Genomic DNA, 24873 nt, shown 5'->3' with positions numbered 1-24873 from the left:
AGTTTTGCTCTAAAAAATTATTTTCGTTTTAATAAAAAGTAGGCGCCAGGTAGAACTGACAAAACAGTAATTGCTCCATAGCTGATGGAGGCCAGCACTGTTAATGATGGATTCACACCCCATAAGGCCAAGACTGAAGAAAGAGTGGCTTCACGCAATCCCCAGCCAGAGATGCTAATTGGCAACATGAGCAGCAGGCTGAGGGCAGGCAAGCCAATCATGAGGCCTTCAATAGGTGCATCTACTCCATAAGCCTTTAGGCAAAATAGCAAGGTCAAAATGGTGAGGAAGTGGATGCCAATTGCTAAGCCAGCTTGCGCAATATTTTTGGGCCATGAAAATGCTAGCTGAATTCCAGGCATCGCATGATTCATATTGAAGCGATCCAGAAATTTTTGTAATAGCTGCTTGCTTGGCCCCCACGCCAAGATAAGCGCAATTGCTACGCCTGCTAACAGCATTACTGCCATGACGGCATAGCCTAAGTCTTGTCCCCATGCCGCAAGGGTGGCGCCACCTAATATCAAGCCAATAGCACCAAGTAAGTTATTACCTGCTAAACCTAAAAGGCGATCGACTAAAACCATTGCAAAACTCAAGCGCAACTTCGGTGTGGCGTGCTCAAGGTCTACTGAATGATGGAGCTCTTCATCTAACTCTTTAGTTTCAGATAGGTTGCCAGTGTTGGTTAAGTGCGTTGCGGTAATTGCGCGATAGCTATCGCCGCCTAATGTGCTTGGTAATCCTTGATTAATGAGACCACCTGCAAAGTAGAGGCCGATATAGGAGCGGATGCGGCGTGGAAACCCTACTGCCTGCATGAATAATCCCCAGCGATAGCCGCCACAAATAAATGCGCTCATCATGCTGGCTAGCGCAGCTAAAAACCAAAGTGGCTGCATCTGAATTTGGGTGTCAAACAGTGAATGCCAGTCAATTCCACTAGTAGCCTTCCAAAGCAAAGCAATGGACAGAACAACTCGAATGGTGGGCCAAGCTCGCTTGAGAATGGATTTCCACCCCGATTGGGTTTTAGGGGTGGGATTGGCTTGTGAACTCATAAGCGTAAGGATAATGCCTTGGGCGCCTAAGGTCTTGAATTTGAGAGGATTACTCTGAAGTACCTGGTCCCCGCCAGTTGCTACAAAGGCTAAAGTCAAATTTGGACAAAATTCGACCAAATCGCTCAATTTCAAGACTATCAAGGGGCTGGCATGCCTCAAATGCGGACTTATTGCCTACCGGCAGAGGGTAGGTCATGCCAGACCAGCTAATAAGAAGGATATTTGCGCCAATCGGAATCTCGCCAAACCAGAGGTCAAATTGATCTTGTCTCTGATCTAAAACAAATACCGGGGTAGGTGATGCATACCAAGCAGCGCGACTACCTAGGGTCCAGTTTTGAACAGCGATGCCATTTGCTTTGGTGGCTTTAGAAAGCTCCGCTGCTTTCTGGCCGGCAATTTTCCATCCATATAAATCTGCAATTGGATTGGATTTAATCGAGGCTGTATTGATGCCTCCCGATAAGACATAAGCAAAGCCGATACAACACATTGCAATTTGGATGAAAAACAAAATGCGAATCCAATGGCGATGTTGCATTGCCCATGCTTTTGCTAAACCAATTCCGGCAAAAGGAGCGAGACAGAACCATGCGGGCGAGGTCCAGTGAGGAAGGCCGCCTCCACCCGCTAAGCTGGTAAAAATTACAAAAGGAATAAAAAAGAATCCTAAAAACGCAACTAGAGAAAGCTTCGCCCCATGCATGCAGTCTTTTATAAAGATTACGCAACCTAATATGAAGAGTGGGCCAAAGACGAGAATCTGAATACCAAGATACGCAGCCAGTCGACGCCAAAGCCATTCGCCGCCGCCCCCATGAGCAAGTTGGTATTTAAATGAAATCCAGTCATTAACCCAATTCCAATAAAGCACGGGTGAGATGAGCAATAGGGCTGTCAATGCTGCTAGCCAGAAACCTACTTTAGTGAACCAAGATTTTCTGGGTGAACTGAGGAATACAAACAACAATGCAAACGCTGTAAATGCGGCGGTGTATTTGCTAAGGCCCGCGAGGCCGAGCAAGATACCAGTCACAATCCAATCACCAATACTGAATTGATCTTTCCTTAGCCAACGAAGTGCCATTAGCATCAGACCAAGGCTTAACGGTGCCAGCAGGGTATCTGGCAATAAACCAATTGCTAGTACATGCAGCATCGGTGCGGCAGTAATAATTAACACTGCTAATAGACCGCATAAATTTGCTGATGGTAGTGCGCTGGTGAGGTAGCCAGCATTACGTCCTTGAATTAGGCGGTGAAGCTCAATCGTGACTTGATAAACCAAGTAACAAGAAATGATCCACAGTAATTCTGGGATAAAACGAATAACACCCTCTGAAGATGTCAGGGCAACCAAAGGCCACTGAATCCAGCCTACTAAAGGTGGGTGATCGAAATAGCTCCAAGCCAAATGTTGGGCATATAAAGCGTAGTGAGCCTCATCTACTGAGAACTCAATAGAAAAACCCAGGGCCAAATGCACCACCGCGGCTATAAAGACGCAGATTACGGCCCAGCTTGAGGGTGATTGATGGCGCATGGGATGATTTTAGACTCACATCGAGCAATCTTTGGGACAATTAAGGCATGTGGAAGCGAGCGCCTTTATTTTTAATTCTCAGCACGATCCTTATTTTGGTCGGCTGTGCTGGCTTAAGTGGTGATTCGGTGCAAAACGAAGCCGGTCAACCATTTAATACTGAACAGCTGCCGGCCCAAGAGGAGCTGCCTAAATTCTCAGCTGAGACAGCTCGAAACGGCATGCCAAACGGGTGGAATTTTTATCGCATAGCGCCCTTTAAAAAGAATACGGTGTATCGCCTTGAGAGTTACCAAGGAAAAACAGTGCTGAGTGCAAACTCAAAAACCTCTGCATCTGGATTAGCGGTGAAGTTGCGTCCTCGTCAGGCATCAAATCTACTACTGCAATGGGAGTGGAAGGCGCTGAACCCAATCGTTAATGCTGACAATGCCGATGGTTATGCTGACGATGCGCCGCTGCGTATTTTGGTTGCATTTGATGGCAATAAGTCCAAGCTACCCTTAAAAGAAAAAATGACTTTTGAGATGGCCAATCTTATTAGCGGTCAAGAGATGCCGTATGCCACGCTGATGTATATCTGGTCCGGAAAATCACCTGTCGATACCATCATTACAAATGCACATACTTCTCGTATCAAAATGATTGTGGTGGATTCTGGTTGGGATAATTTAGGGCAGTGGCATAGACACCAGCGTGATTTAGCTGCTGACTACAAGCGTGCGTATGGCGAAGCGCCTGGTGAAGTCATTGGCATCGCTTTACTGACGGATACCGATAACACTAAGTCAGAGACACGAGCGTTTTATGGCGATATTGAATTGATTCGCAAGAATACAAAATAAGTAAAACGTACTAAATGATATTTTTAGTAGTGAGTAGGGCGCCAGCGCTTGAGTAAAAGCGCGTTGCTCAGAACGCAAAAGCTAGATAGTGCCATGGCGCTTCCGGCCAACATCGGCGAGAGATAGCCCAGCGCAGCCAAGGGGATGCCGGTAGCGTTAAAGATAAAGGCCCAGAATAAATTTTGCTGAATTTTTTGCCAGGTTCGCTTGGAGATATCAATCGCATTTGCAACTAATGTGGGGTCGCCTCGCATTAAGGTGATGCCAGCAGCCTGCATTGCAACATCAGTACCAGTAGACATGGCCATACCAACATCTGCGGTAGCTAAGGCAGGTGCATCATTGACACCATCGCCTACCATTGCAACAAATTGGCGATGTCCATCTTTAGATTGAAGTTTGCGAATAATCTCCGCTTTATCGCCTGGCATAATTTGCGCAAATACTTCTTGAATGCCAATATTTCTTGCAACACGATTTGCAGCAGCGATGTTGTCACCAGAAAGCATTACAGCGCGAATATTGAGGTGGCGTAACGAGGTAATTGCCTCTTGAGCATTCTCTTTCAGCTCGTCCCCAAATGAGAATATGGCAATTGGCGAAGGGGTTACTTCATCGCTCATCAAGATTGAAACAGTCTGACCGGCCTCAAAACAAGCCTGAGCCTTTCTTAGTATTTCGGCATGATGGTGGTTGCTCTCTAGGGATGCAATGCTTTGTATAGTAAGGCTCTGCCCAGCAAGAGCGCCAGCGCTAGGTTTACCGCTAATACCAATACCCGGCAATGCTTTGCTATCGGTTGGCGTTATCGGGGTCAAACCATTTTGTTTGGCGGCGTCTAGGAGTGCTTTTGCAAGAGGGTGCTCGCTACCAAGTTGAAGACCTGCAGCTGTTGCCAGAATGTCATTCTCAGAAAATGATCCGCTAAAAGAAATGACTTTCAGTAGTCTTGGTTTGCCAACGGTGAGTGTTCCCGTTTTATCAAACGCAACCACGTTCAAGCGATGCGCCAACTCTAAAACTTGTGGGTCTTTAATTAAAATTCCAAAACGCGCAGCTACCCCGGTTCCTGCCATGATGGCTGCTGGCGTTGCAAGTCCTAGTGCACATGGACAGGCAATCACGAGTACCGATACTGCTCTCAATATAGCAATGGATGCTGAGTCTAAATAAAACCAGTTCGCCAATCCTGTAATGATTGCAATCACGATCACGCTAGGAACAAAAATAGCACTCACCTGATCTACCAATTTTTGTATTGGTGCCTTTTGGGTTTGCGCATCTTCAACCAGGGAGATAATTTTAGAAAGTACGCTCTCAACGCCCACCGCTTGAGCCTCAATGACTAAGACACCTTCGCCATTGAGTGAGCCGCCGATAACTTTTTCTCCAATACGTTTTTTGACTGAATCACTTTCCCCAGTGAGCAGTGATTCATCAATGTGGCTATTGCCAAGTAGAATGATGCCGTCCACCGGAATGCGCTCGCCAGGCATAACCAAGATACGGTCTTTCGGAAACACTTGATCTAAAGGTAGATCACGAAATTGATCTAAGGTAGAAGTCTCTGCAATGACAATATCGCGTTCAATGACTTTGGCATGCTCTGGCCACAACTTTTGTAATGCACGAATTGCTTCGCTAGTTTGTTGCTTAGCTCTTGCCTCTAGCCATTTGCCTAGTAAAACCATGCAGATAATGACCGCAGATCCTTCAAAGTACAGTTCGTGGCTCGCATGTGGTGATGCAATCATTTGGTAAATACTAAGGCCGTATGCTGCGCTTGTGCCGAGTGCCACCAACAAATCCATATTGCCCACACCGGACATGAGAGATTTGAGGCCTGCTCTATAAAAGCGCCAACCTAAGAAAAATTGTACGGGGGTGGCAAGCAGAAGTTGCCACTTTGGCGAAAGCGCCCAATGTATGCCAAAAGGCATGAGGATCATCGGGAGAAAAAGTGGGGCAGAGAGGGCGAACCCCAGCAATACACGCCCCAAACCATCTGCTCCCCAAAACAGCTTAGAGGGTGTCGTTACTGAAATTTGATGAGGGCTACTGATTTTTGCTTCATAGCCTGTTTTTTGAACTGCGGCGATAAGGTCGTCTTCATTGAGCCCAGAACCTGCTTTTAAGCGCACCTTAGCTTGTTCGGTGGCCAAATTCACGCTGGCAGCCTCTACGCCGGGCATTTTGTCCAAAGCCTTCTCAACCCTGCCCACACAGGAGGCGCAAGTCATCCCGCCGATATCCAGAGTAAATAGCTCTGATTTAGTGTCTATTTGTGGGTTCATATAGAAGATAATCTACTGCATGCAAGCCGTAATTACATCAAAAAGGCCTATATGTTGACTTTAAAAGTATCTGGGATGACTTGTGGAGGCTGTATTAATGCAGTCACGAGAGCAATTCAGGCTCAGGACCCTCAAGCTAAAGTTCAGGTCGACTTGGCAAGCCAGACTGTCAAACTAGAAACGACATTATCTGAAGCGCAGGCCGGTCAGCTTATAACAGACGCTGGCTTTCCAGTTGCTAAATAGCAATTGTTTAGAATGTCATCAAACCTAACAAAACCCGCAGTTTTTGTTCCTAAAGGATCGTGATTTATGTTCTTCAGTAAGTTAATGCCTCACGATGGTAATTTCTTCGAGCTTTTTAATGAGCACGCTAACAATATCGTCTCCGCCTCCGAATCTTTCTTAAAGTTCGTCGAGCACTACAACGATGAAGCCCTGCGTGCTAAATACACACAAGATGTTGATAAAGCAGAGCATGCTTGCGATGACGTAGTAAAAGAAGTGCATCGTCGTTTGCACAAAACGTTTATTACCCCGATCGACCGCGATCAAATTTTTTCACTCATCAATACGATGGATGACGTAGCCGATTTATTGCAAAACGGTACTGAGGCAATGCATTTATATGATGTAAAGCAAATGACCCCAGAAATGGTGCAAATGGCAGAGCTGTGTAATCAGTGCTGCATCAGTATGAAGAACGCGGTTGCTACGTTAAAAGATATCTCTGATCCAGAGGTCGCCAAAGCAGCTTTGAAGACTTGTGACGAGATAGATCATTTGGAGTCAGGGGCTGATCGCCTTTTATCTACTGCGATTACCCGCTTATTTCGCGAAGATATCGAAGTGCGCGAACTCATTAAGTGCCAGCGTATTTATGAGCTGCTCGAGGAAGTTACCGACAAATGTGAAGACGTTGCCAATTTGGTTGAAGGCATCGTTCTTGAAAACTCTTAAGGCGAATTAAGTTGCCAGCGATAGAAGTAGCTTTTTGGGTTGTAGCGCTTTTAGTAGCGTTAGCGCTTGCATTCGATTTCATGAATGGTTTTCATGATGCCGCCAACTCTATTGCCACTGTAGTTTCCACTGGAGTTTTGAAGCCGCAGCAAGCGGTGGTATTTGCAGCATTCTTTAACTTTCTAGCCATCTTCATTTTTCATTTAAGTGTTGCTGCAACTGTAGGTAAGGGAATTGTTCATCCTGCAGCTGTTGATTTACATGTGATCTTTGGCGCCTTGGTGGGCGCGATTATTTGGAACGTGATTACTTGGTATTACGGTATTCCTTCAAGCTCCTCTCATGCTTTGATCGGCGGTCTAGTTGGCGCTGCATTACCAAAAGCGGGCACAGATGGCTTGGTTTGGTCAGGAATCATTAAAACCGTTTCCTTCATCTTCATTTCACCGTTTGTTGGCTTCTTGCTCGGCTCTTTAATGATGTTGATCGTTGCGTGGATTTGCCGAAATGCAAACTTAGCCAAAACAGATCGCTGGTTCCGTCGTTTGCAATTAGTTTCAGCAAGTGCCTATAGCTTAGGTCACGGTGGTAATGATGCTCAAAAGACTATCGGCATTATTTGGCTTTTACTCATCATCACTGGTTACGCTGAAGCTAGTGCAAAGATGCCACCTACATGGACAATTATTTCTTGTTATATCGCTATTGCAGCGGGCACGATGTTTGGTGGCTGGCGCATTGTTAAAACTATGGGGCAGAAGCTCACTAAGCTTAAGCCAGTGGGTGGTTTCTGTGCCGAAACTGGTGGCGCAATTACTTTATTTGCCGCAACGGCAATTGGCATTCCCGTTTCCACTACCCATACGATTACTGGGGCTATTGTGGGTGTTGGCTCAACTCAAAGGGCTAGTGCAGTTCGCTGGGGGGTTGCCGGAAACATCGTTTGGGCGTGGATCTTCACCATTCCAGCAACTGCGCTCATGTCCATGGCGGTCTATTATCTGAGTCTGCTCATTTTCTAAAGCGCTTTATTGCGGGTAGCTGAGGATTCTTTCAGCAAATATTTGCGGCTACGAGTAAGCTAGCGCTAATTAAGAAAAATACCAAAACCTAGAATCCCATTCTAGGTTTATTCATATTAGGAGAAGGTTGTGTCGGTTACACCAGAGTTAGTCCAGGCAGCACTCAAAGGCTTAGTTGATCCTAATACTAAGATTGATTTCGTTACTGCAAAAAATGTAAAGAATCTCCGCGTAGAAGATGGCGATATTTCTTTAGACATCGTACTAGGCTATCCAGCCAAAAGTCAGTTTGATTCGATTCGCAAATCAGTTATTAACGCCCTACGAGAATTGTCTGGCGTTAAAAATGTCAGCGTCAATATTTCCAGTCAAATTGTTGCGCATGCAGTGCAACGTGGCGTGAAGCTATTGCCGGGTGTAAAAAATATTATTGCAGTTGCTAGCGGTAAGGGCGGCGTTGGAAAATCCACAACAGCAGTGAACTTGGCTTTAGCTCTAGCGGCCGAGGGTGCGCAGGTTGGCATTTTGGACGCAGATATTTACGGCCCAAGTCAGCCAATGATGTTAGGTATTACTGGTAGACCAGACTCTCTTGAAGAGAATACGATTGAGCCAATGGAGGCTTATGGCTTGCAGGCAAGTTCAATTGGCTTTTTGATTGATGATGATGCCCCAATGGTCTGGCGTGGTCCGATGGTAACTTCCGCTCTCGAGCAGTTGCTTCGTCAAACCCGTTGGCGTGATTTGGACTATTTAATTGTGGATATGCCACCAGGTACTGGTGATATTCAATTAACGCTGGCGCAAAAAGTTCCTGTTACCGGCTCAGTGATTGTTACTACACCTCAAGACGTTGCGTTGTTAGATGCTCGCAAAGGTCTGAAGATGTTTGAGAAGGTAGGCGTGCCTATCATTGGCATCATTGAAAATATGAGTACCTACGTCTGTACAAAATGCGGACACGAAGAGCATGTATTCGGTACTGGCGGTGGCCAAAAGATGTGCAAAGAATATGGAGTGGATTTCTTGGGTGATCTACCTTTGAATCTATCTATACGAGAGCAGGCAGACGCAGGGCGTCCTACAGTGGTTGCAGACCCTGATGGTGCAATTAGCGCGATTTATAAAGGCATTGCTAGACAGGTTGCTATCCGTGTTGCTACTCTATCCAAAGATATGAGCAGTAAATTTCCGAACATTATTGTTCAAAACACCTAAGGCCCTGAACATTTATGCGCTTTGCTGTATTAATGCGTAAACAAAATATAGATAACCCATGGGTTTCTTACCGCTGGGCGCCTCAAGAAGTGGTGCCTGATTTAGGGCAATTTAATAGTAAACAAAGCAATGCTATTTCTGGTCAGTTTCTTGGGCGCGATGCCGAGGGAGAGTCTTGGTTATTTACTGGCTACGAACTTGATCTTTTCCCTGATGAGGCTGAGGGTTACTACCTCAACGTTTCTGCCACAACCCCAAGCTGGTTTGTGATGTGGCGTCTTGAGGAAGATATTGAGCGCTATGTTGACGAGCAATCTCTTGAATTAGCAAAGGCGGAATCATCATTCGCAGTTCCACATCGTATTTGCGTTAGTTATAACGAAGCCGCTCGCTTGCTTGATGGTGGAGAGTCAGTTGATACGGTTCCCATGAGTGAGCAACATGCATCTTGGTTACAAGAGTATGTAAATGAAAAATATCATCCAGAGCCTAAAAAGCGTCATAAGCCTGCATCATTTAAGGGTGCGCAACGCCCTGCGGAGGAATAATGGCTGACGGGTTTCTCGGTCGTTGGTCTAAGCGCAAGGCGGGTTTAGATGCAGATCCTGTAGAGAACAAAACTGATGCGCCCAAAGAGGCGACTCCAGTGGCTTCTGTTGAGCAAGCTGCAGAGGAGACCCCGCCGTTACCTACGTTAGACGATGTTGCAAAGATCGATCGCTTTGACCCCGATTTTTCTGCCTTTATGAAGCCGGATGTCGATCCTACTGTTCAACAGGCTGCTTTAAAGAAAATGTTCACAGACCCCCATTTCAACATCATGGATGGTCTAGACATCTATATTGATGATTACAGTAAACCAGATCCACTGCCGCCAGGAATGCTTGAAAGAATGGTGCAGAGCGATATGCTGAATCTTTTCAGCAAGACTGCTGATGACTCTGCTAAAGAGGTAACCACAGATTCTCGACAAACCGAGATTCAGGCCTCTAATCCTGAGTTGGAGGCTGGCGCTTTGGATGCACAAAAGCAAAGTGATTTAACATCCAAACAACCAAATCTCTCCGCCCAGTTGGACGAGGCCCCTAAAGATGCTTCGACTGAGCCTGAACAGAAAAAAACTTAAGAAGATAGCGCATGAGTCAAAAATTAGTCTGTAACTGTAATAGCACCATGCCTTTGGATGCAAAAGCACTCGGCGTGCCGATGCACACTTCTTTGTGTAGGCAAGAGGTCGGATCCTTTTTGAAGGCTCTGGAGGGCTCAGATTCTGTAGTGGTGGCGTGTACACAAGAGGCTGCGCTATTTGGTGAGTTAGCGGATCAGGCTGAGAAACCTCTCGTTGCCCCATTACGTTTTGTAAATATCCGTGAAGTTGCAGGATGGACGCAAGAAGCAAAAACATCGGGACCCAAGATTGCTGCGCTGCTAGCTTTAGCTGATATGCCTGAGGCTGATCCAGTTTCAGTGGTGAATTATGAAAGCCAGGGCAGGTTGTTGATTATTGGTGCAGGATCTCAAGCAATTCCATGGGCAGAAAAATTAAGCTCTGCTTTGGATGTATCCGTTCTATGTACTGAGCCTGGCGATTTGCCACTCAATAGAAGCTACCCGATCTACACCGGCGCTGTTACAAAGCTAGACGGATATCTCGGTAACTTTTCGGTGGACTGGGATCTGCAAAATCCAATTGATCCAGAGATGTGTACCCGCTGTGGTGCTTGCGTTGAGGTTTGTCCTGAGGGCGCTATTGACCTCTCCTTCCAGATTAATTTGAACAAATGTAAATCTCATCGCGACTGCGTTACTGCCTGTGCTGGTATTGGCGCTATCTCATTTGATCGAAAAGAACGCGGACGCAATTCTGAATTCGATTTGATTTTGGATTTACGTACTGATCCAAAAATGCGCATGAGTCAGACTCCGCAGGGTTATTTTGCTCCCGGCAATGATCCTCTCGATCAAGCGCTCGCAGTTAATCAATTAACCGAGATGGTGGGTGAGTTTGAAAAGCCCAAATACTTTACTTATAACGAAAAGGTTTGCGCGCATGGTCGCAACGGCAAAGTCGGTTGTAGTGCTTGTATTGATGTTTGCTCAACCGGCGCTATTGGTTCCATCTTTAAAAATGGTCAGGGCTCTGTAGAAGTAAACCCAAATCTATGTATGGGCTGTGGCGCTTGTGCTAACTCCTGCCCATCTGGTGCCATGAGCTACAACTATCCGAGTGTTTCTCATCAGGGTAAAGAATTAAAAACAGTAGCGAATATATTTACAGCTGAAGCTAAAAAGATCAATCAAGCTATGGCACCTAGTTTGCTATTGCACACTCTAAAAGCTGGTACTCAAATGATTGATGGCTTGGGTAGATCCTCGCACATCATGCCAAAGCAGTTTGAAGGCCTTCCAGCATTTGTTATCCCTTATGGTATTGAGCACATTGCCTCGACTGGTTTGGACTTGTGGCTAGGTGCGTTGTCCTATGGTTTTGCTGAAGTCATTTTGTTGCTAAGCGGGGATGAAGATCCGGCATACCGATCTACTCTCGAAGAGCAGGCAGGATTAGCGAATAGTATTCTCAAAGCATATGGATTTGATGAGCGAATTCATTTGATATTGGCAAGCTCCACCGATGATTTATCAACGGTATCGAAGGCAATGGGTGCATTGCGTCAACGCGGCTCACTAAATTCAATTTGCACTCCCACAAGCATGGGCTTGTCGAATCAGAAGCGAGAAACGCTCGAAGCAGTTCTGGAGCACTTACAAAAGCAAGCTAAAACACCTTTGCCTGAAGTGGGTGTTGCACTTCCATCATCCTCATTGTTAGGCGGACTGACGATCAACAAAGATGCTTGTACCTTGTGTATGTCTTGCGTAAGCAGTTGCCCTGAAGGCGCACTTTTAGATAATCCTGATGAGCCCATCCTTTCCTTTATTGAAAAGCAGTGCGTTCAATGCGGAATTTGTGCGCAAACCTGCCCAGAGCATGCATTAACTCTTGCCCCTCGTTTGCGGACTGTAGAGCAGCGTAAGCAAAAGGTAACTCTGAATGAAACTCAACCCTTTCATTGCATTAGTTGCGGCAAAGTTTTCGGAACGCTCAAGATGGTTGATTTGATGCTGACAAAGTTAGGTACACACGGGGCATTTGCTGGAGCGGCAATGGATCGATTAAAGATGTGTAGTGATTGTCGAGTGGTAGATATGGTGAAAAAAGAACATGAGTGAAACCTCTAAAGAAGTTGCAAAAGAAAATTTAATAGCTGAAGTGGGGGATGTTGGATTACCAGAGGATTTAGCAAGAGCTGATTTATATGGCCTGATTGCCCAGTTTTTTCAGTCACCACCAGATCAAGAGCTCTTAGATCAAATCGCTGCTACGGCCGATCAACATGACGCTACTGACGAGGCTCCCTTGGCAAAGGTTTGGATGGATGTAGTTGAGGTTGCCAAAAACAATCCCGCCAAAGCCTGGCACGAGGAGTTTGACTTGAATTTCATAAGCGTAGGCAAGCCTAATGTGGTGTTGAACGGATCCTTTTATATGGCTGGCCACTTAAATGAGAAGCCTTTGGTCAATATCCGCAGGGCTTTGCAAGAGTTTGGACTCGAAGCGGCAGAAGAAATTACCGAAACAGAGGACCACATCTCAGCGCTTTGCGAAGTGATGCGATACCTCATAGCTGGGGATGATGTGGAAATCTCCAATCTTACAAATCAAAGGGTTTTTTTCAATGAGCACATTCGTCCCTGGTATGACGAATTGTGCGATGCAATACAAGATATTCCGGAGATGCATTTGTATCACCCGGTTGCCGCGTTAACCAGAGAATTCCTGGCTATCGAGGGACAGGGCTTTGACATGATTTAATGCTGCACCGCAATAGGGGGTAAGCCTTATACGTATTTCGATATGAAGATATGCGAAAAATGCAATTACCAATTACACTTGATCAAAATCAATAAAAACTAATTAGGAGCAAGCCATGAGCACTAAAACAAATGTTGCTTTAAGCGAAGAAAACAAACCATCACGCCGTAAATTTTTTATTGGCGCAGGTGCCACTGTTGGCGCTGTTGCGGTGGCTTCTCAAACTTCAGTTGGTAAAGCGGTGATGCAAGAAATTGGCAGCACAGTAAAGCCAAATCATGATGGGCAGCAAATTACTGCGCATATGCGTAAGTACTACGAAACTACAAAGCTTTAAGTATTAGATCTTGTTGGTTATTCAATAAATAAAAAAACTTTCTCAGGGACACCATATGAGTCTGACTCGTAAATCAAATACCCCACAAAGCAGTCGCTCTTCATCTCATTTGATAGGCAGCCTATCTCGCGGATTGAAAGCAGCGGTTCCAACAATGGACCGTCGAACTTTCTTGAAGCGCTCAGGCGTTGGCGTTGGGGCTGGTATCGCCGCTAGCCAATTGAGCTTTGTGCAAAAAGCATCTGCAGAGCAAAGTAAAGAAATGCTCGACGGCAAAGGTAAAATTGAAGTGAAGCGCACCATTTGCACTCACTGTTCAGTAGGTTGCGCTACAGACGCTACAGTTGAGAATGGTGTGTGGGTTCGTCAGGACTCCGTATTTGATTCACCAATCAATATGGGCGCTTATTGCGCCAAAGGTGCTTCATTGCGCGAGCATGGTCATGGTGACTATCGTTTGCGTTATCCAATGAAGTTGGTTGACGGTAAGTACCAACGCATTTCTTGGGATCAAGCTCTAACCGAAATTACTGCTCAGATGAAGAACATTCGTGAGAAATATTCTCCGGATGCAATGTTCTTTATCGGTTCATCAAAGCACAACAACGAACAGGCCTACTTACTCCGTAAGTGGGTCTCTTTCTTTGGCACAAACAATACAGACCATCAGGCTCGTATCTGTCACTCCACAACAGTTGCCGGTGTTGCAAACACCTGGGGCTATGGTGCAATGACAAATAGCTACAACGACATGATGAATGCCAAAGCTGCTTTGTACATTGGTTCAAATGCTGCTGAGGCGCACCCAGTTTCTATGTTGAGCTTGTTGCACGCCAAAGAGAATGGTTGCAAAGTGATCGTGGTTGATCCGCGTTACACCCGTACAGCGGCGAAGTCGGATCAATATATCCGCATTCGCTCTGGTACAGACATTCCATTCTTGTTTGGTCTTCTGTATCACATCTTCAAAAACGGCTGGGAAGATAAGAAGTACATCAATGACCGTGTTTATGGCATGGATGAGATCCGTAAAGAAGTTATGGAGAAGTGGACTCCAGCTGCTGTTGAAGAGGCTTGTGGTGTACCTGAAGCCCAAATGTACAAAGCTGCTGAAACTATGGCTAAGAATCGTCCAAGCACCGTTGTATGGTGTATGGGTCAAACACAGCACACCATTGGTAATTCGATGGTTCGCGCATCCTGCATCTTGCAGTTGGCATTAGGTAACGTTGGTAAATCTGGTGGCGGTACAAATATTTTCCGCGGTCACGATAACGTTCAAGGTGCAACTGACGTAGGTCCTAACCCAGACTCATTGCCTGGCTACTATGGCTTGGCGGCTGGTTCATGGAAACACTACGCAACAGTTTGGGGTGTTGACTACGAATGGATCAAAGGTCGTTATGCACCGGACATGATGGAGAAGTCTGGCACTACCGTTTCTCGTTGGGTTGATGCCGTTCTAGAAAATAACGACATGATCGATCAGCAGACTAACGTTAAAGGTTTGTTCTTCTGGGGTCATGCACCTAACTCACAAACACGCGGCTTAGATATGAAGCGCGCGATGAATAAGTTAGATTTATTGGTTGTAGTTGATCCATACCCAAGTGCGACTGCGGCGATGGCAGCAATGCCTCCAGCAGAAGGTGATGTTGTTAATAAAAACCGTAACGTGTATTTATTGCCAGCAACCACTCAGTTCGAAACTTGCGGTAGCGCGACAGCGTCCAATCGTTCCTTACAGTGGCGCGAGAAGGTCATCGACCCATTGTTTGAGTCAGTTCCTGATCACGTGATCATGCAAGCATTTGCTGATCGTCTTGGATTTGGTCAAGAGCTGTCCAAGAACTACAAAATGCTCAACTCTAAATTTGCTGGTAAGCAATGGAAAGAGCCGCAGATTGAAGATATCTTGCGTGAGATCAATCGCTCCGTTTGGACTATTGGTTACACAGGCCAAACTCCTGAGCGTCTCAAAGCGCATATGAGAATGGTTGCAACGTTTGATCCGAAGACCCTCAAATCTCGTGGTGGTGTTGACCCAGTAACTGGTTACGACACTACTGGTGATTACTATGGTTTGCCTTGGCCTTGCTACGGCACTGCCGCAATCAAACACCCAGGTTCACCAAATCTCTATGACACCAGTAAGAGTGTGATGGAAGGTGGCGGCAACTTCCGAGCCAACTTCGGTGTTGAGCGTGAGGGTGTGAGCTTGTTGGCTGGCGATGGCTCCTGTTCTAAGGGTTCTGCGATTACTACTGGCTACCCAGAGTTTGATCACGTGTTCGTGAAGAAACTTGGTTGGTGGGATCAGTTAACTGAAGAAGAGAAAAAGCTTGCTGAAGGTAAGAACTGGAAGACTGACTTGTCTGGCGGTATTCAGCGTGTTGTGATGAAAAACGGTTGCCATCCATTTGGTAATGCAAAAGCACGTGCAGTAGTTTGGAACTTCCCGGATGCAATTCCAATTCACCGCGAAGCGCTCTACAGCACTAACGAGAAGATGATGCGCAAGTATCCAACTTCTGCAGATAAGAAGAATTTCTGGCGCTTGCCAACTCTCTATAAGACTGTTCAAGATCAAAACTTGAATCAGAAGTTATACGAGAAGTTCCCTATCATTTTGACTTCTGGTCGTTTGGTTGAGTACGAGGGCGGTGGTGATGAGACTCGTTCAAACCCATGGTTGGCTGAACTTCAACAAGAAAACTTTGTGGAGATCAATCCTAAGGCTGCAGCTGATCGTGGCATTAAGAACTGGGATTACGTATGGGTTAAGTCTCCAACGGGTGCCAAGATCAAGGTTCGCGCATTAGTTACTGAGCGCGTTGATCAAGGAACTGCATTCGTGCCATTCCACTTTGCTGGTTGGTGGCAGGGCAATGACCTGCGTAAGTACTACCCAGAAGGCGCAGCTCCAGTGGTTCTTGGTGAGGCGGTCAATACTGCAACTACCTACGGTTACGACCAGGTGACGATGATGCAAGAGACCAAAACCACTATGTGCCAAATCGAAAAATTTGCCTAAGTCAAAAAATAAAGTCAGGAGAACACAATGGCAAGAATGAAATTTATTTGCGACACAGAACGATGCATTGAATGCAACGGTTGTGTCACAGCCTGTAAAAACGATAACGAAGTGCCTTGGGGTGTTAATCGTCGCCGCGTTGTAACGGTGAACGACGGCATCATTGGCCAAGAAAAATCAGTCTCAGTTGCATGTATGCACTGTAGCGATGCACCTTGCATGGCGGTATGTCCAGTAGATTGCTTCTACCGCACTGACGAGGGTGTTGTGTTGCACGATAAAGATATCTGTATCGGTTGCGGCTACTGCTCTTTTGCATGCCCATTTGGCGCACCACAATTCTTGAGCAAAGGCGCCTTCGGTACTCGTAGCAAGATGGATAAGTGCACATTCTGTAGCGGTGGTCCAGAAGAAAACGGCAGCGTTGCTGAGTTCGAGAAGTATGGACGTAATCGTTTGGCAGAAGGTAAGTTGCCACTATGCGCTGAGATGTGTTCAACCAAGGCATTGATTGGTGGCGATAGCGACATTATTTCTAGCATCTTTAATAATCGCGTTGCGATGCGTGAGAAGAATGGTAAGTACCCAGGGTCCAAAGCATTTGGTTGGACCACTGCCTACGGTGGTCCCGATACACCAGCGCCAACACCAACGCCTGCTGCAAAAATTCCAGGAGCTAAATAATGAAAGTTAATTTCAAAACTCTCGGATTGTGTTTTGTGGCAGCAACGTTGTTGGCTGCTTGCTCTGAGCCTCCAGAAATTGCTGCTAAGGCTGCTAAACGTCCAGACGTAGCTCCTTACATGGGTGCTAATAATGGCTTTATGACTAAGAACTGGACGCCAGGTAATCAGGCTAGTTGGACTGAGTCTGTTGACAAGCGTACCCAAGGTCAAAACGAATACAGTCGCGTTAAGTGATCAACTAAATAACTATAAATAAAACGAAAACGTTTAAGGACATGTGTATGAAACGATCATTTTCAAAAGTTCTACGCGCTTTAGTAGTGACCGCAGGTTTGTCGCTGACTTTGGCAAGCGGGATGAGTTTTGCGGAGCGCGCACCGATGGCGCCTCTACCATCCCCTAGTGGAGTAGATATTCCGCCATTGTCTGTACCGGCTAATCCAAATGCTTTAGCCAATGGAACGCAAGCACAGGCACAGCCAGCGAACCCATCTATCTTCACTTCCGCCAATAGCGATCCATACAACTATGTCAGCATTCCAGACAAAGAAGCTAGCGTATTGATTCAGCGCTCTGGTCAACAATGGCGCGTGATTCGTAACGGTGTTATTACTGTATACGGTGGTTGGTTGCTTGCGCTTGCCTTTTTTGGCGTGGTTGCAATGTACACAATCAAGGGTTCAATCAAGCTGCATGAGCCAATGTCAGGTGTGAAAATCAAACGCTTCAGCGCCTTTGATCGCTTGGTGCACTGGTTGATGGCATTCAGCTTTTTAGCCTTGGCATTTACTGGCTTGCTAATTCTTTACGGGAAATACTTTGCAATGCCTTTGATGGGTGGAGCAGCTTATGGTTCTTTCCTAGACGTTTGCAAGAATATTCATAACTTCACTGGACCATTGTTTACGATCTGTATCGTGATCTTCTTCTTGCTCTTCGTAAGTAAGAATATTCCAGGCAAAGGGGACATGAATTGGATCATGAACTTCGGTGGAATTTTGAATGGCAAACATATCCCAGCTGGTTTCTTTAACTTCGGTGAGAAATTCTGGTTCTGGTTTGGCATGACATTCTTGGGTCTCCTCATTTCAGCCTCAGGTTTTGTGCTCGATATGATTGTGCCGTTCATGACTATTGAATACACACGTGGCACCATGCAAATTGCCAACATTATTCATAGCAGTGCTGCGATCTTGATGAGTGCACTAGCGATGGGACATATCTATATCGGTACTATCGGTATGCAAGGCTCAATTGATGGTATGAAAACTGGTTATGTTGATGCTACTTGGGCTAAAGAGCACCATGAGCTCTGGTATGACGAACTCAATAAAAAGGGATAAGCCATGAAAAAAATCATTGCTTTCACATTCTGTGCTTTTGCCGGTACTGCAGTATTTGCTGCGTTACCTCCATTGACTCCTGAACAGGCAGAAGCGGCGGCCTTGGCTAAAGCTAAAACTGCTTATGGCGATAGAGTGGGTGCCTATAAATTGTGTTTGGCGCAAAACAAGGTTGCAGATCAATATAGAGTCCCTGGAACGCCAGCTCCAGGAGCTTGTACTGCGCCTCCACCATTTACTCCGCCGGTAGCTGCAGCTGCTGCTCCAGCGGTCCCAGCTACGCCTGCGGCACCTGCTGCTAAGTAATTAGTCGGATAGCAATTCTTGATGTAAGTAGCGTTTAGCTGCTTTTGTCTGAGGATTGTTAAAGAAGGGGCCTACGGGTCCCTTTTCTTTTATCTCGCCTTGATCAATAAAGATGATGTGCTGAGCTAGTCTTTGAACTTGCGCCAGTTGGTGGGACGAAAAAATAACATCTGCACCGTGCTGATCAAATTTTCGAATGAGGTCTTCAACCTGTTCGGTAGTGTTGGGATCAAGATTTGCGGTGGGTTCATCTAATAAAACTAAATTCGGCTTAAGAAGAATGGCTCTTGCAAGGCATAGCTTTTGTCTTTCGCCGGCAGATAATTGATGTGCTGGACTATTGGCTAAGTTGCTGAGACCAACTTCCTCCATGACCTTTTGGATATCCATTTTCGTGATGCTTGAATCGACATCTTGAACGATCCCAATGTTAGCGGCTGTAGAAGCTTTTATCATCGGGGTGTGATGCAGTACTAATGAGGTCTTAGTTTTGAAGGAGTAGGTGACAGTGCCGCTATCCGGTTTGATAAGGCCATCAAGCACCTTGAGAAAAGTCGTTTTGCCAGCACCATTCGGCCCAATACAAGCAGTAATTCTGTCTGCAGGAATGATGGCATGTGGAATATTGAGAATTGTTCTGCCATTACTCTTGACGATGATGTCTTTGAGTTCAATACACTTCTCAAAATTTTCAACTGCATTAACCATAGCGGTGCTCCGCGACTTGGCGTACTGCAAACGTAAATAAATTAGCCAGTAGGACAATCATCAGCAGTACTATGCCGAGGGCGAGGGCTAAAGGTAAATCCCCTTTGCTCGTCTCTAGTGCAATGGCTGTGGTCATAGTTCTGGTGGAGCGATCGATATTGCCACCCACAATCATGACTGCTCCCACCTCAGAGATTGCCCTGGCTAAACCAGCAAGTACGGCAATCGTCAGGGAAAACCGGCAATCCCATAAAAGCCACTTGAAACGTGAGAGTGGGGGTAGTTTTAGGCTCAGAAAGGAGTCTCTATGAACTCTCCAAGAATCCTCGAGGATTTGTCGGCTTAGAGCCGCAATTAGAGGGGTCGTGAGCAGGGTCTGAGCCACAACCATACCCTTGATCGTAAATAGCCAGCCCCAAGCTCCCAGGGGGCCTGTGCGGGATAGCATGAGATATACCAGAACCCCAACTATCACTGTAGGCACGCCCATCAAGGTATTGAGGGTCACAATGATTGTCTTTTTGCCGGTAAATTGCTCGGTTGCCAGAAGGGCGCCAATAGGCAGACCTAAAAGTGTGCCAATCAAGAGGGCGCTCAGGCTTACCTGTAGGGAGACCAGAACGATACCCAAAACTGCGCCATCTAGCTGGACGAGTAAAGAAAGGGCCTCTTGGAAAGCTTTCAACATGCGCTAGATTCTATCAAGGCAATGGCAAAATGGCTGTAATGCGATTGATTTCCCTATTTTCGACTTATGGCTGAAGTGGTTTGCCTCTGCAATGAGGTCCTCGACGTGGATTTGCGTGAGTATTTGGATGCTCACCCGATCGACTCTATTGATGAGCTGCGGGAGCAGGCTTCAATATGCAATAAATGTATGCAGTGCCAAGAATTGGTCGAAGGTGAAATCTATTTGGCACGCGTTCGTCGTCAACGCGCTGCAGGGCAGTTTTAATGAGCCCAGTTAACTCTTCCCGTTTTACAGTTTTAAGTATGAATGTTCATAAGGGTTTGTCGCCCTTACATCGTCATGCCACGATTTATCAGTTGCGCCAGAAAATGCGCAGTCATTATCCAGACCTCCTTTTTTTGCAAGAATTGCAGCAGGAGCATCGAGGAAGATTAAGGCGCTTTGAGCAATGGCCGCTGACAGAGTTAACTCACTTTCTCTCCGAGGATTTTTGGCAGCATTGGCATTATGGAAAGAATGTGGAATATCGTGATGGGCATCATGGCAATGCGATTCTTTCTAGACATCCACAGCAAAAAGGAAATAACTACGATATCTCAGCATATCGCTTTGAGGGTCGTGGGTTGTTGCACAGCATTACTAGGTTAGAAGGTATCGATAAGCCTATTCATTGCTTTTGTGTGCATCTGGCGCTCTTTGAACGCGGCAGGGAGCGACAGCTGGAGACGATCATTCGACATATTCAAGATTTGACGCAAGATGGACCCACGATCGTTGCAGGAGACTTCAACGATTGGCGCAATCGCGTGAGCGCACCTATGAAAGCCGCTGGTTTTGATGAGGTATTTGAAGTGCTCACCGGCTCGCCGGCGAAAACTTTTCCGAGTGTGAAGCCATTACTTCCTATGGATAGGATTTATGTGCGTGGATTAAAAATTCATTCTGCAAAAATTTTGCATGAATGGCTAAAGCTATCAGATCATCTAGGCATTACTGCTGAATTGGAACTTCTATGAATATTATTGCTTTTATTTTTGGATCCGTTTTTGGATTCTCTCTAATATGGGTTCCAATCGTACATGCCTTTATTGTGCTTTTGTTTGGTATTCATTTAGTCTCAGTTAGAAGACCAGTAGGTGTAGCATTCGCATGGTTTCTAATCGTAATATTAGTACCTATTTTAGGAATCGCTTTGTATGTTCTGATAGGCGAAAGACCTGTAGGCCGAAAGCTTACCCGCAAGATTGTTCGCATGAATCGCGAGTATGAAAAAATTACCGAGACAATGCGCCAGCAGTTTGCGGCTGATAGGCAGAAGTTGCCGGTTGAGGGAAGAGCCCTTAGTCTTTTGGCTGAGTCCAAAAATGGCTCACCAGTGGTAGCTGGGAACAAGATCGAATTGCATACCAATTCACTCAAAATATTACAAAATTTTATTGATGAGATTAATAACGCCAAAAAAAGCTTGCACCTTGAGTTTTATATTTGGGCTTTAGGCGGCGATGCCGATAGAGTTTGTGAAGCCTTGATTGCGGCATCTCAGCGCGGCGTTGCCTGTCGTGTATTGCTGGATTCTCTGGGTAGCAAAGATTGGTTTAAGTCTTCATGGCCGGCACGTTTTCGTAAGGCTGGGATTGAGGTAACCGAGGCGTTGCCGATTCAGATTGGTCGTTTTCAGTTCCGTCGTGCCGATTTGCGTCTACATCGCAAGATATTTGTTATTGATGGCGCCGTAGTGTGGACGGGTAGCATGAATTTAGTTGATCCACGCACATTCAAGCAGGATTCAGGCGTAGGTGAGTGGGTGGATGCGATGGTTCGCATTGAGGGTCCTGTGGCCTCTCAGTTCGAGCTGACCTTTGCATTTGATTGGAGTGTTGATAACCCCAACATTACTAACTTTAAAGATCGCGAGCCGCCAGCATCACCTCATGAAGGTGCGGCTTTAGCTCAAGAGTTCTCTTCGGGTCCTGTTTACCGTGACGATATTCTTTATCAAGTCTTGCTGTCAGCCATCTTGGATGCCCGTGAGGAGTTGACTATTACTACGCCTTATTTTGGTCCGGATGATGGTTTAATCCAGGCGCTGATGGCTGCGGCAGCCAGAGGTGTCAAGGTTACCTTAATCGTTCCTAAGCTCAATGATTCCACTCTAGTGGCTTGGAGTAGCAAGAGCTTCTATGAGGATTTGATGAACTCTGGAGTCATTATTGCGGAGTTCCATGGCGGCTTGTTGCATACCAAGAGCTTATTAATTGATAAGCGCATTGCCATTTTTGGCTCTGTAAATTTTGATCAACGTAGCCTACGTCTTAATTTTGAAATCAGCCTCATTGTTTATAACGTAGATTTCTGTACCAAATTAGAGAAGTTAATTGAATCTTATTTGGCGCAAGCAGATTATGTTGATCCAAAAGCCTGGGCAAAACGACCAACCTGGCGTCGTTACCTGGAGAATGCCGCACACCTTACTTCACCGCTGCTTTAAATTGCTCCGCTAACTCGCATAGACGCTATTTCAGACTCTGACATTCCGAGCTCCTTAAGGATGGCGTCAGTATGCTGTCCTACAGCAGGTATAGGATCCATGCGATAGTCGTAACTGTCATTGAGGCCTGGGGGTAAAAGGGCGGCTATCGAGCCATTCGGCGTGTCAACCTCAGTCCAACGATTGCGAGCTTTCAGTTGTTCATGCTTCCAAAGGCCCGCCATGTCATTGAGATGGGCATTTGCAATTTGTGCTTTTTCTAATCGAGCGATTAGTTGCTCTGAGCTGAGTTTGCTAAAGCAAGCATTAATGATTTCTAGGAGTTCAGCACGTTTTTCGTTACGTTTGAAGTTGCGGTCAAAGCGTTCATCTTGAGCTAGCGCGGGATTCTCTAAAACTGTCTCGCAAAACTGCGCCCATTCGCGTTCGTTTTGAAGTCCCAGCATGACAGTCTTGCCGTCGCCTGCTTTGAAGGGGCCATATGGGTAGATAGTTGCGTGTGACGCACCATTTCTTGGTGGTGGCTCCGCACCTTTATAGGCGTAATACATTGGGAAGCTCATCCATTCGCTTAGCGACTCCAACATCGAGATGTCAATCACCGAGCCTTTGCCAGTTTTTCCTCTTTGCAGTAGGGCGGCCAAAATATTAGTGTAAGCATACATGCCAGCTGCAATATCAGCGATTGAGTTGCCGGCCTTGCTTGGGGTTTCTGGGGTACCCGTAACCGATAAGAAGCCAGCCTCACTCTGAATCAATAGATCGTAAGCTTTTTTATCGCGATAGGGACCATCATTACCGTAGCCCGAGATGTCACACAGAATGAGTTGGGAATTTTCTTTTTGCAAAACCTCTGCAGTAAGTCCCATGCGGGCTGCAGCTCCAGGAGCTAAGTTTTGCACTAAGACATCCGCTGTCTTAAGCAGTTTCTTGAGTGTGGCGATTGCTGCCGGCTGCTTTAGATCTAAAGCCAAACTTTCTTTAGAGCGATTCACCCAAACAAAGTGAGAGCTAAGTCCATCCACTTGGGTGTCATATCCTCTAGCAAAATCACCACCTCCAGGCCTTTCAACTTTAATCACGCGCGCTCCTAAATCAGCGAGTTGGCGAGTGCAAAAGGGTGCTGCAATAGCGTGCTCCAAAGAAACAACGGTAATGCCATCTAGTGGGCGAATGCTCATATGGGTGATTTCTTAGAAAGATCTTGGTAGACCAAGAACGTGTTCGGCAATATAGGAATAAATCAAATTAGTTGAAATTGGCGCCACTTGATAGAGGCGAGTTTCTCTAAACTTACGTTCAACGTCATATTCATTGGCAAAGCCAAAACCGCCATGAGTTTGTAAACACACGTTAGCAGCCTCCCAAGACGCTTTGGCTGCAAGGTACTTAGCCATATTGGCTTCTGGGCCGCAAGGTTGGTGATTATCAAATAGCTCACAAGCTTTAAAGCGCATAAGATTGGCTGCCTCAGTTTCAATATAGCTATCTGCGATCGGAAATTGAATGCCTTGGTTTTTGCCAATAGGCCGATCAAATACGACTCGGTCATTGGCGTAACGACGGGCACGATCAATAAACCAGTAAGCATCACCTATGCATTCAGCAGCAATTAAGACGCGTTCTGCATTTAATCCATCCAAAATGTATTTAAAGCCCTGACCTTCGGTGCCAATGAGGTTTTCAGCAGGAATTTCTAAGTTGTCAAAAAATACTTCATTGGTTTCATGATTGACCATGTTGGCAATTGGCCGAACCTCCATGCCTTTGCCAATAGCATCAGCAAGATTCACAATAAAGATCGACATACCTTCTGATTTACGCTGCACTTCACTGATAGGGGTTGTGCGAGCCAGCAGGATCATCAGATCAGAGTGTTGAATGCGGGAAATCCAAACCTTTTGGCCATTCACCACATACTTGTCACCCTTTTTAACTGCGGTGGTTTTTAATTTAGTGGTATCAGTCCCCGTTGTCGGCTCAGTTACAGCCATGCTTTGCAAGCGCAACTCTCCTGATGCAATTTTGGGGAGATACATTTTTTTCTGGGCTTCTGATCCGTGGCGCAACAAGGTGCCCATGTTGTACATCTGCCCGTGGCATGAGCCTGAATTGCCGCCAGAAAAATTAATCTCTTCCATGATGACGGAAGCTTCGGCAAGGCCTAAGCCTGATCCACCATATTCTTCTGGAATGAGGGCAGCTAACCATCCAGCTTTGGTCATCGCATCCACAAAAGCTTCTGGATAGCCTCTTTCGTGATCAATTTTTTGCCAGTAAGCGGAGTCAAAAGAGCCGCAGAGGTCACGTAATGCTTCGCGCATTTCTTGATATTGGTCAGGCTTTGGAATGGGGTAACTCATGGAATCTCAATTTATAAGTTTTATGGTTTAACTGCTCGTACAGACGTTAGTTTAAGCAAGATTTAGAAATCTTGGATCCTAACCAAAACAAGGCAAA

At 46.0% G+C, this 24873-nt stretch carries 25 protein-coding genes; 18 read left to right on the top strand and 7 right to left on the bottom strand.

The genetic code is table 11. The features are described 5' to 3' along the window. Positions 1 to 17: 17 nt before the first annotated feature. Both JaK3_RS05430 and JaK3_RS05425 read right to left on the bottom strand, forming a co-directional pair. Entirely contained in the window at positions 18 to 1061 is a 1044-nt protein-coding gene (locus JaK3_RS05430) for a lysylphosphatidylglycerol synthase transmembrane domain-containing protein (RefSeq protein WP_068321846.1), read from the bottom strand. A 49-nt stretch (positions 1062 to 1110) separates the two neighbouring features. After that, a complete protein-coding gene (locus JaK3_RS05425; protein ID WP_068321781.1) occupies positions 1111 to 2607 on the bottom strand; it encodes a glycosyltransferase family 39 protein in 1497 nt (498 codons plus the stop codon). 47 nt (positions 2608 to 2654) lie between these two features. On the opposite strand from JaK3_RS05425, the gene JaK3_RS05420 reads away from it, so the two are divergent. Then, complete coding sequence (locus JaK3_RS05420; RefSeq protein ID WP_068321778.1) at positions 2655 to 3452, top strand: DUF3047 domain-containing protein; 798 nt, start codon at positions 2655 to 2657, stop codon at positions 3450 to 3452. Positions 3453 to 3475: 23 nt separating this feature from the next. On the opposite strand, the gene JaK3_RS05415 is transcribed toward JaK3_RS05420, so the two are convergent. Beyond that, the gene (locus JaK3_RS05415) at positions 3476 to 5746 is read right to left on the bottom strand and encodes a heavy metal translocating P-type ATPase (RefSeq protein WP_068321775.1); all 2271 of its coding nucleotides are present in this window, start codon (positions 5744 to 5746) and stop codon (positions 3476 to 3478) included. A gap of 51 nt (positions 5747 to 5797) precedes the next feature. Between JaK3_RS05415 and JaK3_RS05410 the strand changes: the two genes are divergently transcribed. The 14 genes from JaK3_RS05410 to JaK3_RS05345 all read left to right on the top strand — a co-directional run bounded on the left by JaK3_RS05410 (position 5798) and on the right by JaK3_RS05345 (position 18526). Continuing rightward, positions 5798 to 5992 (top strand): heavy-metal-associated domain-containing protein, encoded by a 195-nt coding sequence (locus JaK3_RS05410; protein ID WP_068321772.1) that lies wholly within the window; start codon positions 5798 to 5800, stop codon positions 5990 to 5992. 66 nt (positions 5993 to 6058) lie between these two features. Then, a complete protein-coding gene (locus tag JaK3_RS05405) occupies positions 6059 to 6706 on the top strand; it encodes a DUF47 domain-containing protein (RefSeq protein WP_068321769.1) in 648 nt (215 codons plus the stop codon). 80 nt (positions 6707 to 6786) lie between these two features. Beyond that, the gene (locus JaK3_RS05400; RefSeq protein ID WP_420865687.1) at positions 6787 to 7728 is read left to right on the top strand and encodes an inorganic phosphate transporter; all 942 of its coding nucleotides are present in this window, start codon (positions 6787 to 6789) and stop codon (positions 7726 to 7728) included. Positions 7729 to 7857: 129 nt separating this feature from the next. Further along, complete coding sequence (gene apbC / locus JaK3_RS05395) at positions 7858 to 8946, top strand: iron-sulfur cluster carrier protein ApbC (RefSeq protein ID WP_068321763.1); 1089 nt, start codon at positions 7858 to 7860, stop codon at positions 8944 to 8946. 32 nt (positions 8947 to 8978) lie between these two features. Further along, positions 8979 to 9494: a DUF3305 domain-containing protein gene (locus tag JaK3_RS05390; protein ID WP_240480894.1), complete on the top strand. Its 516-nt coding sequence runs from the start codon at positions 8979 to 8981 to the stop codon at positions 9492 to 9494. Next, complete coding sequence (locus JaK3_RS05385; RefSeq protein ID WP_068321758.1) at positions 9494 to 10072, top strand: DUF3306 domain-containing protein; 579 nt, start codon at positions 9494 to 9496, stop codon at positions 10070 to 10072. The genes JaK3_RS05390 and JaK3_RS05385 overlap by 1 nt, the downstream gene beginning before the upstream one ends. 11 nt (positions 10073 to 10083) lie before the next feature. Further along, complete coding sequence (locus tag JaK3_RS05380; protein WP_068321755.1) at positions 10084 to 12177, top strand: 4Fe-4S binding protein; 2094 nt, start codon at positions 10084 to 10086, stop codon at positions 12175 to 12177. Next, complete coding sequence (locus JaK3_RS05375) at positions 12170 to 12820, top strand: TorD/DmsD family molecular chaperone (RefSeq protein ID WP_068321751.1); 651 nt, start codon at positions 12170 to 12172, stop codon at positions 12818 to 12820. The genes JaK3_RS05380 and JaK3_RS05375 overlap by 8 nt, the downstream gene beginning before the upstream one ends. A gap of 115 nt (positions 12821 to 12935) precedes the next feature. Further along, positions 12936 to 13157, top strand: coding sequence for a hypothetical protein (locus tag JaK3_RS05370; protein WP_068321747.1), 222 nt, complete (start codon positions 12936 to 12938; stop codon positions 13155 to 13157). Between the two features lie 55 nt (positions 13158 to 13212). Continuing rightward, entirely contained in the window at positions 13213 to 16191 is a 2979-nt protein-coding gene (locus tag JaK3_RS05365; protein ID WP_068321744.1) for a formate dehydrogenase subunit alpha, read from the top strand. Positions 16192 to 16218: 27 nt separating this feature from the next. Continuing rightward, entirely contained in the window at positions 16219 to 16875 is a 657-nt protein-coding gene (gene fdh3B, locus JaK3_RS05360) for a formate dehydrogenase FDH3 subunit beta (RefSeq protein WP_068321742.1), read from the top strand. After that, positions 16875 to 17111 (top strand): hypothetical protein, encoded by a 237-nt coding sequence (locus tag JaK3_RS05355; protein ID WP_068321739.1) that lies wholly within the window; start codon positions 16875 to 16877, stop codon positions 17109 to 17111. The genes fdh3B and JaK3_RS05355 overlap by 1 nt, the downstream gene beginning before the upstream one ends. A gap of 47 nt (positions 17112 to 17158) precedes the next feature. Next, positions 17159 to 18220: a formate dehydrogenase subunit gamma gene (locus JaK3_RS05350; protein WP_068321736.1), complete on the top strand. Its 1062-nt coding sequence runs from the start codon at positions 17159 to 17161 to the stop codon at positions 18218 to 18220. A gap of 3 nt (positions 18221 to 18223) precedes the next feature. After that, positions 18224 to 18526, top strand: a complete 303-nt coding sequence (locus JaK3_RS05345) for a hypothetical protein (protein ID WP_068321733.1) — start codon at positions 18224 to 18226, stop codon at positions 18524 to 18526. Here JaK3_RS05345 and JaK3_RS05340 read toward each other — a convergent pair whose 3' ends face one another. Together JaK3_RS05340 and JaK3_RS05335 are read right to left on the bottom strand one after the other, a co-directional pair. Continuing rightward, complete coding sequence (locus tag JaK3_RS05340; protein WP_068321730.1) at positions 18527 to 19234, bottom strand: ATP-binding cassette domain-containing protein; 708 nt, start codon at positions 19232 to 19234, stop codon at positions 18527 to 18529. It lies immediately after the preceding gene. Further along, entirely contained in the window at positions 19227 to 19922 is a 696-nt protein-coding gene (locus JaK3_RS05335; RefSeq protein WP_068321727.1) for an ABC transporter permease, read from the bottom strand. The genes JaK3_RS05340 and JaK3_RS05335 overlap by 8 nt, the downstream gene beginning before the upstream one ends. Before the next feature lie 66 nt (positions 19923 to 19988). Here JaK3_RS05335 and JaK3_RS05330 point away from each other — a divergent pair, with 66 nt between their 5' ends. From JaK3_RS05330 to cls, 3 genes are read left to right on the top strand one after another with little or no spacing between them, the layout of a single operon-like run. Beyond that, on the top strand, positions 19989 to 20189 hold the full coding sequence (locus JaK3_RS05330) for a (2Fe-2S)-binding protein (protein ID WP_068321724.1): 201 nt from the start codon (positions 19989 to 19991) through the stop codon (positions 20187 to 20189). Positions 20190 to 20227: 38 nt separating this feature from the next. After that, positions 20228 to 20941 carry an endonuclease/exonuclease/phosphatase family protein gene (locus JaK3_RS05325; RefSeq protein ID WP_240480893.1) on the top strand — a complete coding sequence of 238 codons (714 nt, stop codon included), beginning with the start codon at positions 20228 to 20230 and terminating at the stop codon, positions 20939 to 20941. Continuing rightward, positions 20938 to 22413, top strand: a complete 1476-nt coding sequence (cls, locus tag JaK3_RS05320) for a cardiolipin synthase (protein WP_068321714.1) — start codon at positions 20938 to 20940, stop codon at positions 22411 to 22413. Before JaK3_RS05325 ends, cls begins: the two co-directional genes overlap by 4 nt. On the opposite strand, the gene JaK3_RS05315 is transcribed toward cls, so the two are convergent. Together JaK3_RS05315 and JaK3_RS05310 are read right to left on the bottom strand one after the other, a co-directional pair. Next, a complete protein-coding gene (locus JaK3_RS05315) occupies positions 22410 to 23594 on the bottom strand; it encodes a CaiB/BaiF CoA transferase family protein (RefSeq protein ID WP_068321711.1) in 1185 nt (394 codons plus the stop codon). The genes cls and JaK3_RS05315 overlap by 4 nt on opposite strands. A 12-nt stretch (positions 23595 to 23606) precedes the next feature. Next, complete coding sequence (locus JaK3_RS05310; protein ID WP_068321707.1) at positions 23607 to 24776, bottom strand: acyl-CoA dehydrogenase family protein; 1170 nt, start codon at positions 24774 to 24776, stop codon at positions 23607 to 23609. Between the last annotated feature and the right edge of the window lie 97 nt (positions 24777 to 24873).

Origin of the sequence: Polynucleobacter yangtzensis, assembly GCF_001595965.1 — a bacterium.
GTDB lineage: Bacteria > Pseudomonadota > Gammaproteobacteria > Burkholderiales > Burkholderiaceae > Polynucleobacter > Polynucleobacter yangtzensis.
This window is presented reverse-complemented; position numbering and strand designations above follow the sequence as displayed.

Excerpts from the sequence above, each read along its gene's own strand:
- JaK3_RS05430 (WP_068321846.1), bottom strand. The coding sequence starts at position 1,061 with ATGAGTTCACAAGCCAATCCCACCCCTAAAACCCAATCGGGGTGGAAA.
- JaK3_RS05425 (WP_068321781.1), bottom strand. The coding sequence starts at position 2,607 with ATGCGCCATCAATCACCCTCAAGCTGGGCCGTAATCTGCGTCTTTATA.
- JaK3_RS05420 (WP_068321778.1), top strand. The coding sequence starts at position 2,655 with ATGTGGAAGCGAGCGCCTTTATTTTTAATTCTCAGCACGATCCTTATT.
- JaK3_RS05415 (WP_068321775.1), bottom strand. The coding sequence starts at position 5,746 with ATGAACCCACAAATAGACACTAAATCAGAGCTATTTACTCTGGATATC.
- JaK3_RS05410 (WP_068321772.1), top strand. The coding sequence starts at position 5,798 with ATGTTGACTTTAAAAGTATCTGGGATGACTTGTGGAGGCTGTATTAAT.
- JaK3_RS05405 (WP_068321769.1), top strand. The coding sequence starts at position 6,059 with ATGTTCTTCAGTAAGTTAATGCCTCACGATGGTAATTTCTTCGAGCTT.
- JaK3_RS05400 (WP_420865687.1), top strand. The coding sequence starts at position 6,787 with ATGAATGGTTTTCATGATGCCGCCAACTCTATTGCCACTGTAGTTTCC.
- JaK3_RS05390 (WP_240480894.1), top strand. The coding sequence starts at position 8,979 with ATGCGTAAACAAAATATAGATAACCCATGGGTTTCTTACCGCTGGGCG.
- JaK3_RS05385 (WP_068321758.1), top strand. The coding sequence starts at position 9,494 with ATGGCTGACGGGTTTCTCGGTCGTTGGTCTAAGCGCAAGGCGGGTTTA.
- JaK3_RS05380 (WP_068321755.1), top strand. The coding sequence starts at position 10,084 with ATGAGTCAAAAATTAGTCTGTAACTGTAATAGCACCATGCCTTTGGAT.
- JaK3_RS05375 (WP_068321751.1), top strand. The coding sequence starts at position 12,170 with ATGAGTGAAACCTCTAAAGAAGTTGCAAAAGAAAATTTAATAGCTGAA.
- JaK3_RS05370 (WP_068321747.1), top strand. The coding sequence starts at position 12,936 with ATGAGCACTAAAACAAATGTTGCTTTAAGCGAAGAAAACAAACCATCA.
- JaK3_RS05365 (WP_068321744.1), top strand. The coding sequence starts at position 13,213 with ATGAGTCTGACTCGTAAATCAAATACCCCACAAAGCAGTCGCTCTTCA.
- fdh3B (WP_068321742.1), top strand. The coding sequence starts at position 16,219 with ATGGCAAGAATGAAATTTATTTGCGACACAGAACGATGCATTGAATGC.
- JaK3_RS05355 (WP_068321739.1), top strand. The coding sequence starts at position 16,875 with ATGAAAGTTAATTTCAAAACTCTCGGATTGTGTTTTGTGGCAGCAACG.
- JaK3_RS05350 (WP_068321736.1), top strand. The coding sequence starts at position 17,159 with ATGAAACGATCATTTTCAAAAGTTCTACGCGCTTTAGTAGTGACCGCA.
- JaK3_RS05345 (WP_068321733.1), top strand. The coding sequence starts at position 18,224 with ATGAAAAAAATCATTGCTTTCACATTCTGTGCTTTTGCCGGTACTGCA.
- JaK3_RS05340 (WP_068321730.1), bottom strand. The coding sequence starts at position 19,234 with ATGGTTAATGCAGTTGAAAATTTTGAGAAGTGTATTGAACTCAAAGAC.
- JaK3_RS05335 (WP_068321727.1), bottom strand. The coding sequence starts at position 19,922 with ATGTTGAAAGCTTTCCAAGAGGCCCTTTCTTTACTCGTCCAGCTAGAT.
- JaK3_RS05330 (WP_068321724.1), top strand. The coding sequence starts at position 19,989 with ATGGCTGAAGTGGTTTGCCTCTGCAATGAGGTCCTCGACGTGGATTTG.
- JaK3_RS05325 (WP_240480893.1), top strand. The coding sequence starts at position 20,228 with ATGAATGTTCATAAGGGTTTGTCGCCCTTACATCGTCATGCCACGATT.
- cls (WP_068321714.1), top strand. The coding sequence starts at position 20,938 with ATGAATATTATTGCTTTTATTTTTGGATCCGTTTTTGGATTCTCTCTA.
- JaK3_RS05315 (WP_068321711.1), bottom strand. The coding sequence starts at position 23,594 with ATGAGCATTCGCCCACTAGATGGCATTACCGTTGTTTCTTTGGAGCAC.
- JaK3_RS05310 (WP_068321707.1), bottom strand. The coding sequence starts at position 24,776 with ATGAGTTACCCCATTCCAAAGCCTGACCAATATCAAGAAATGCGCGAA.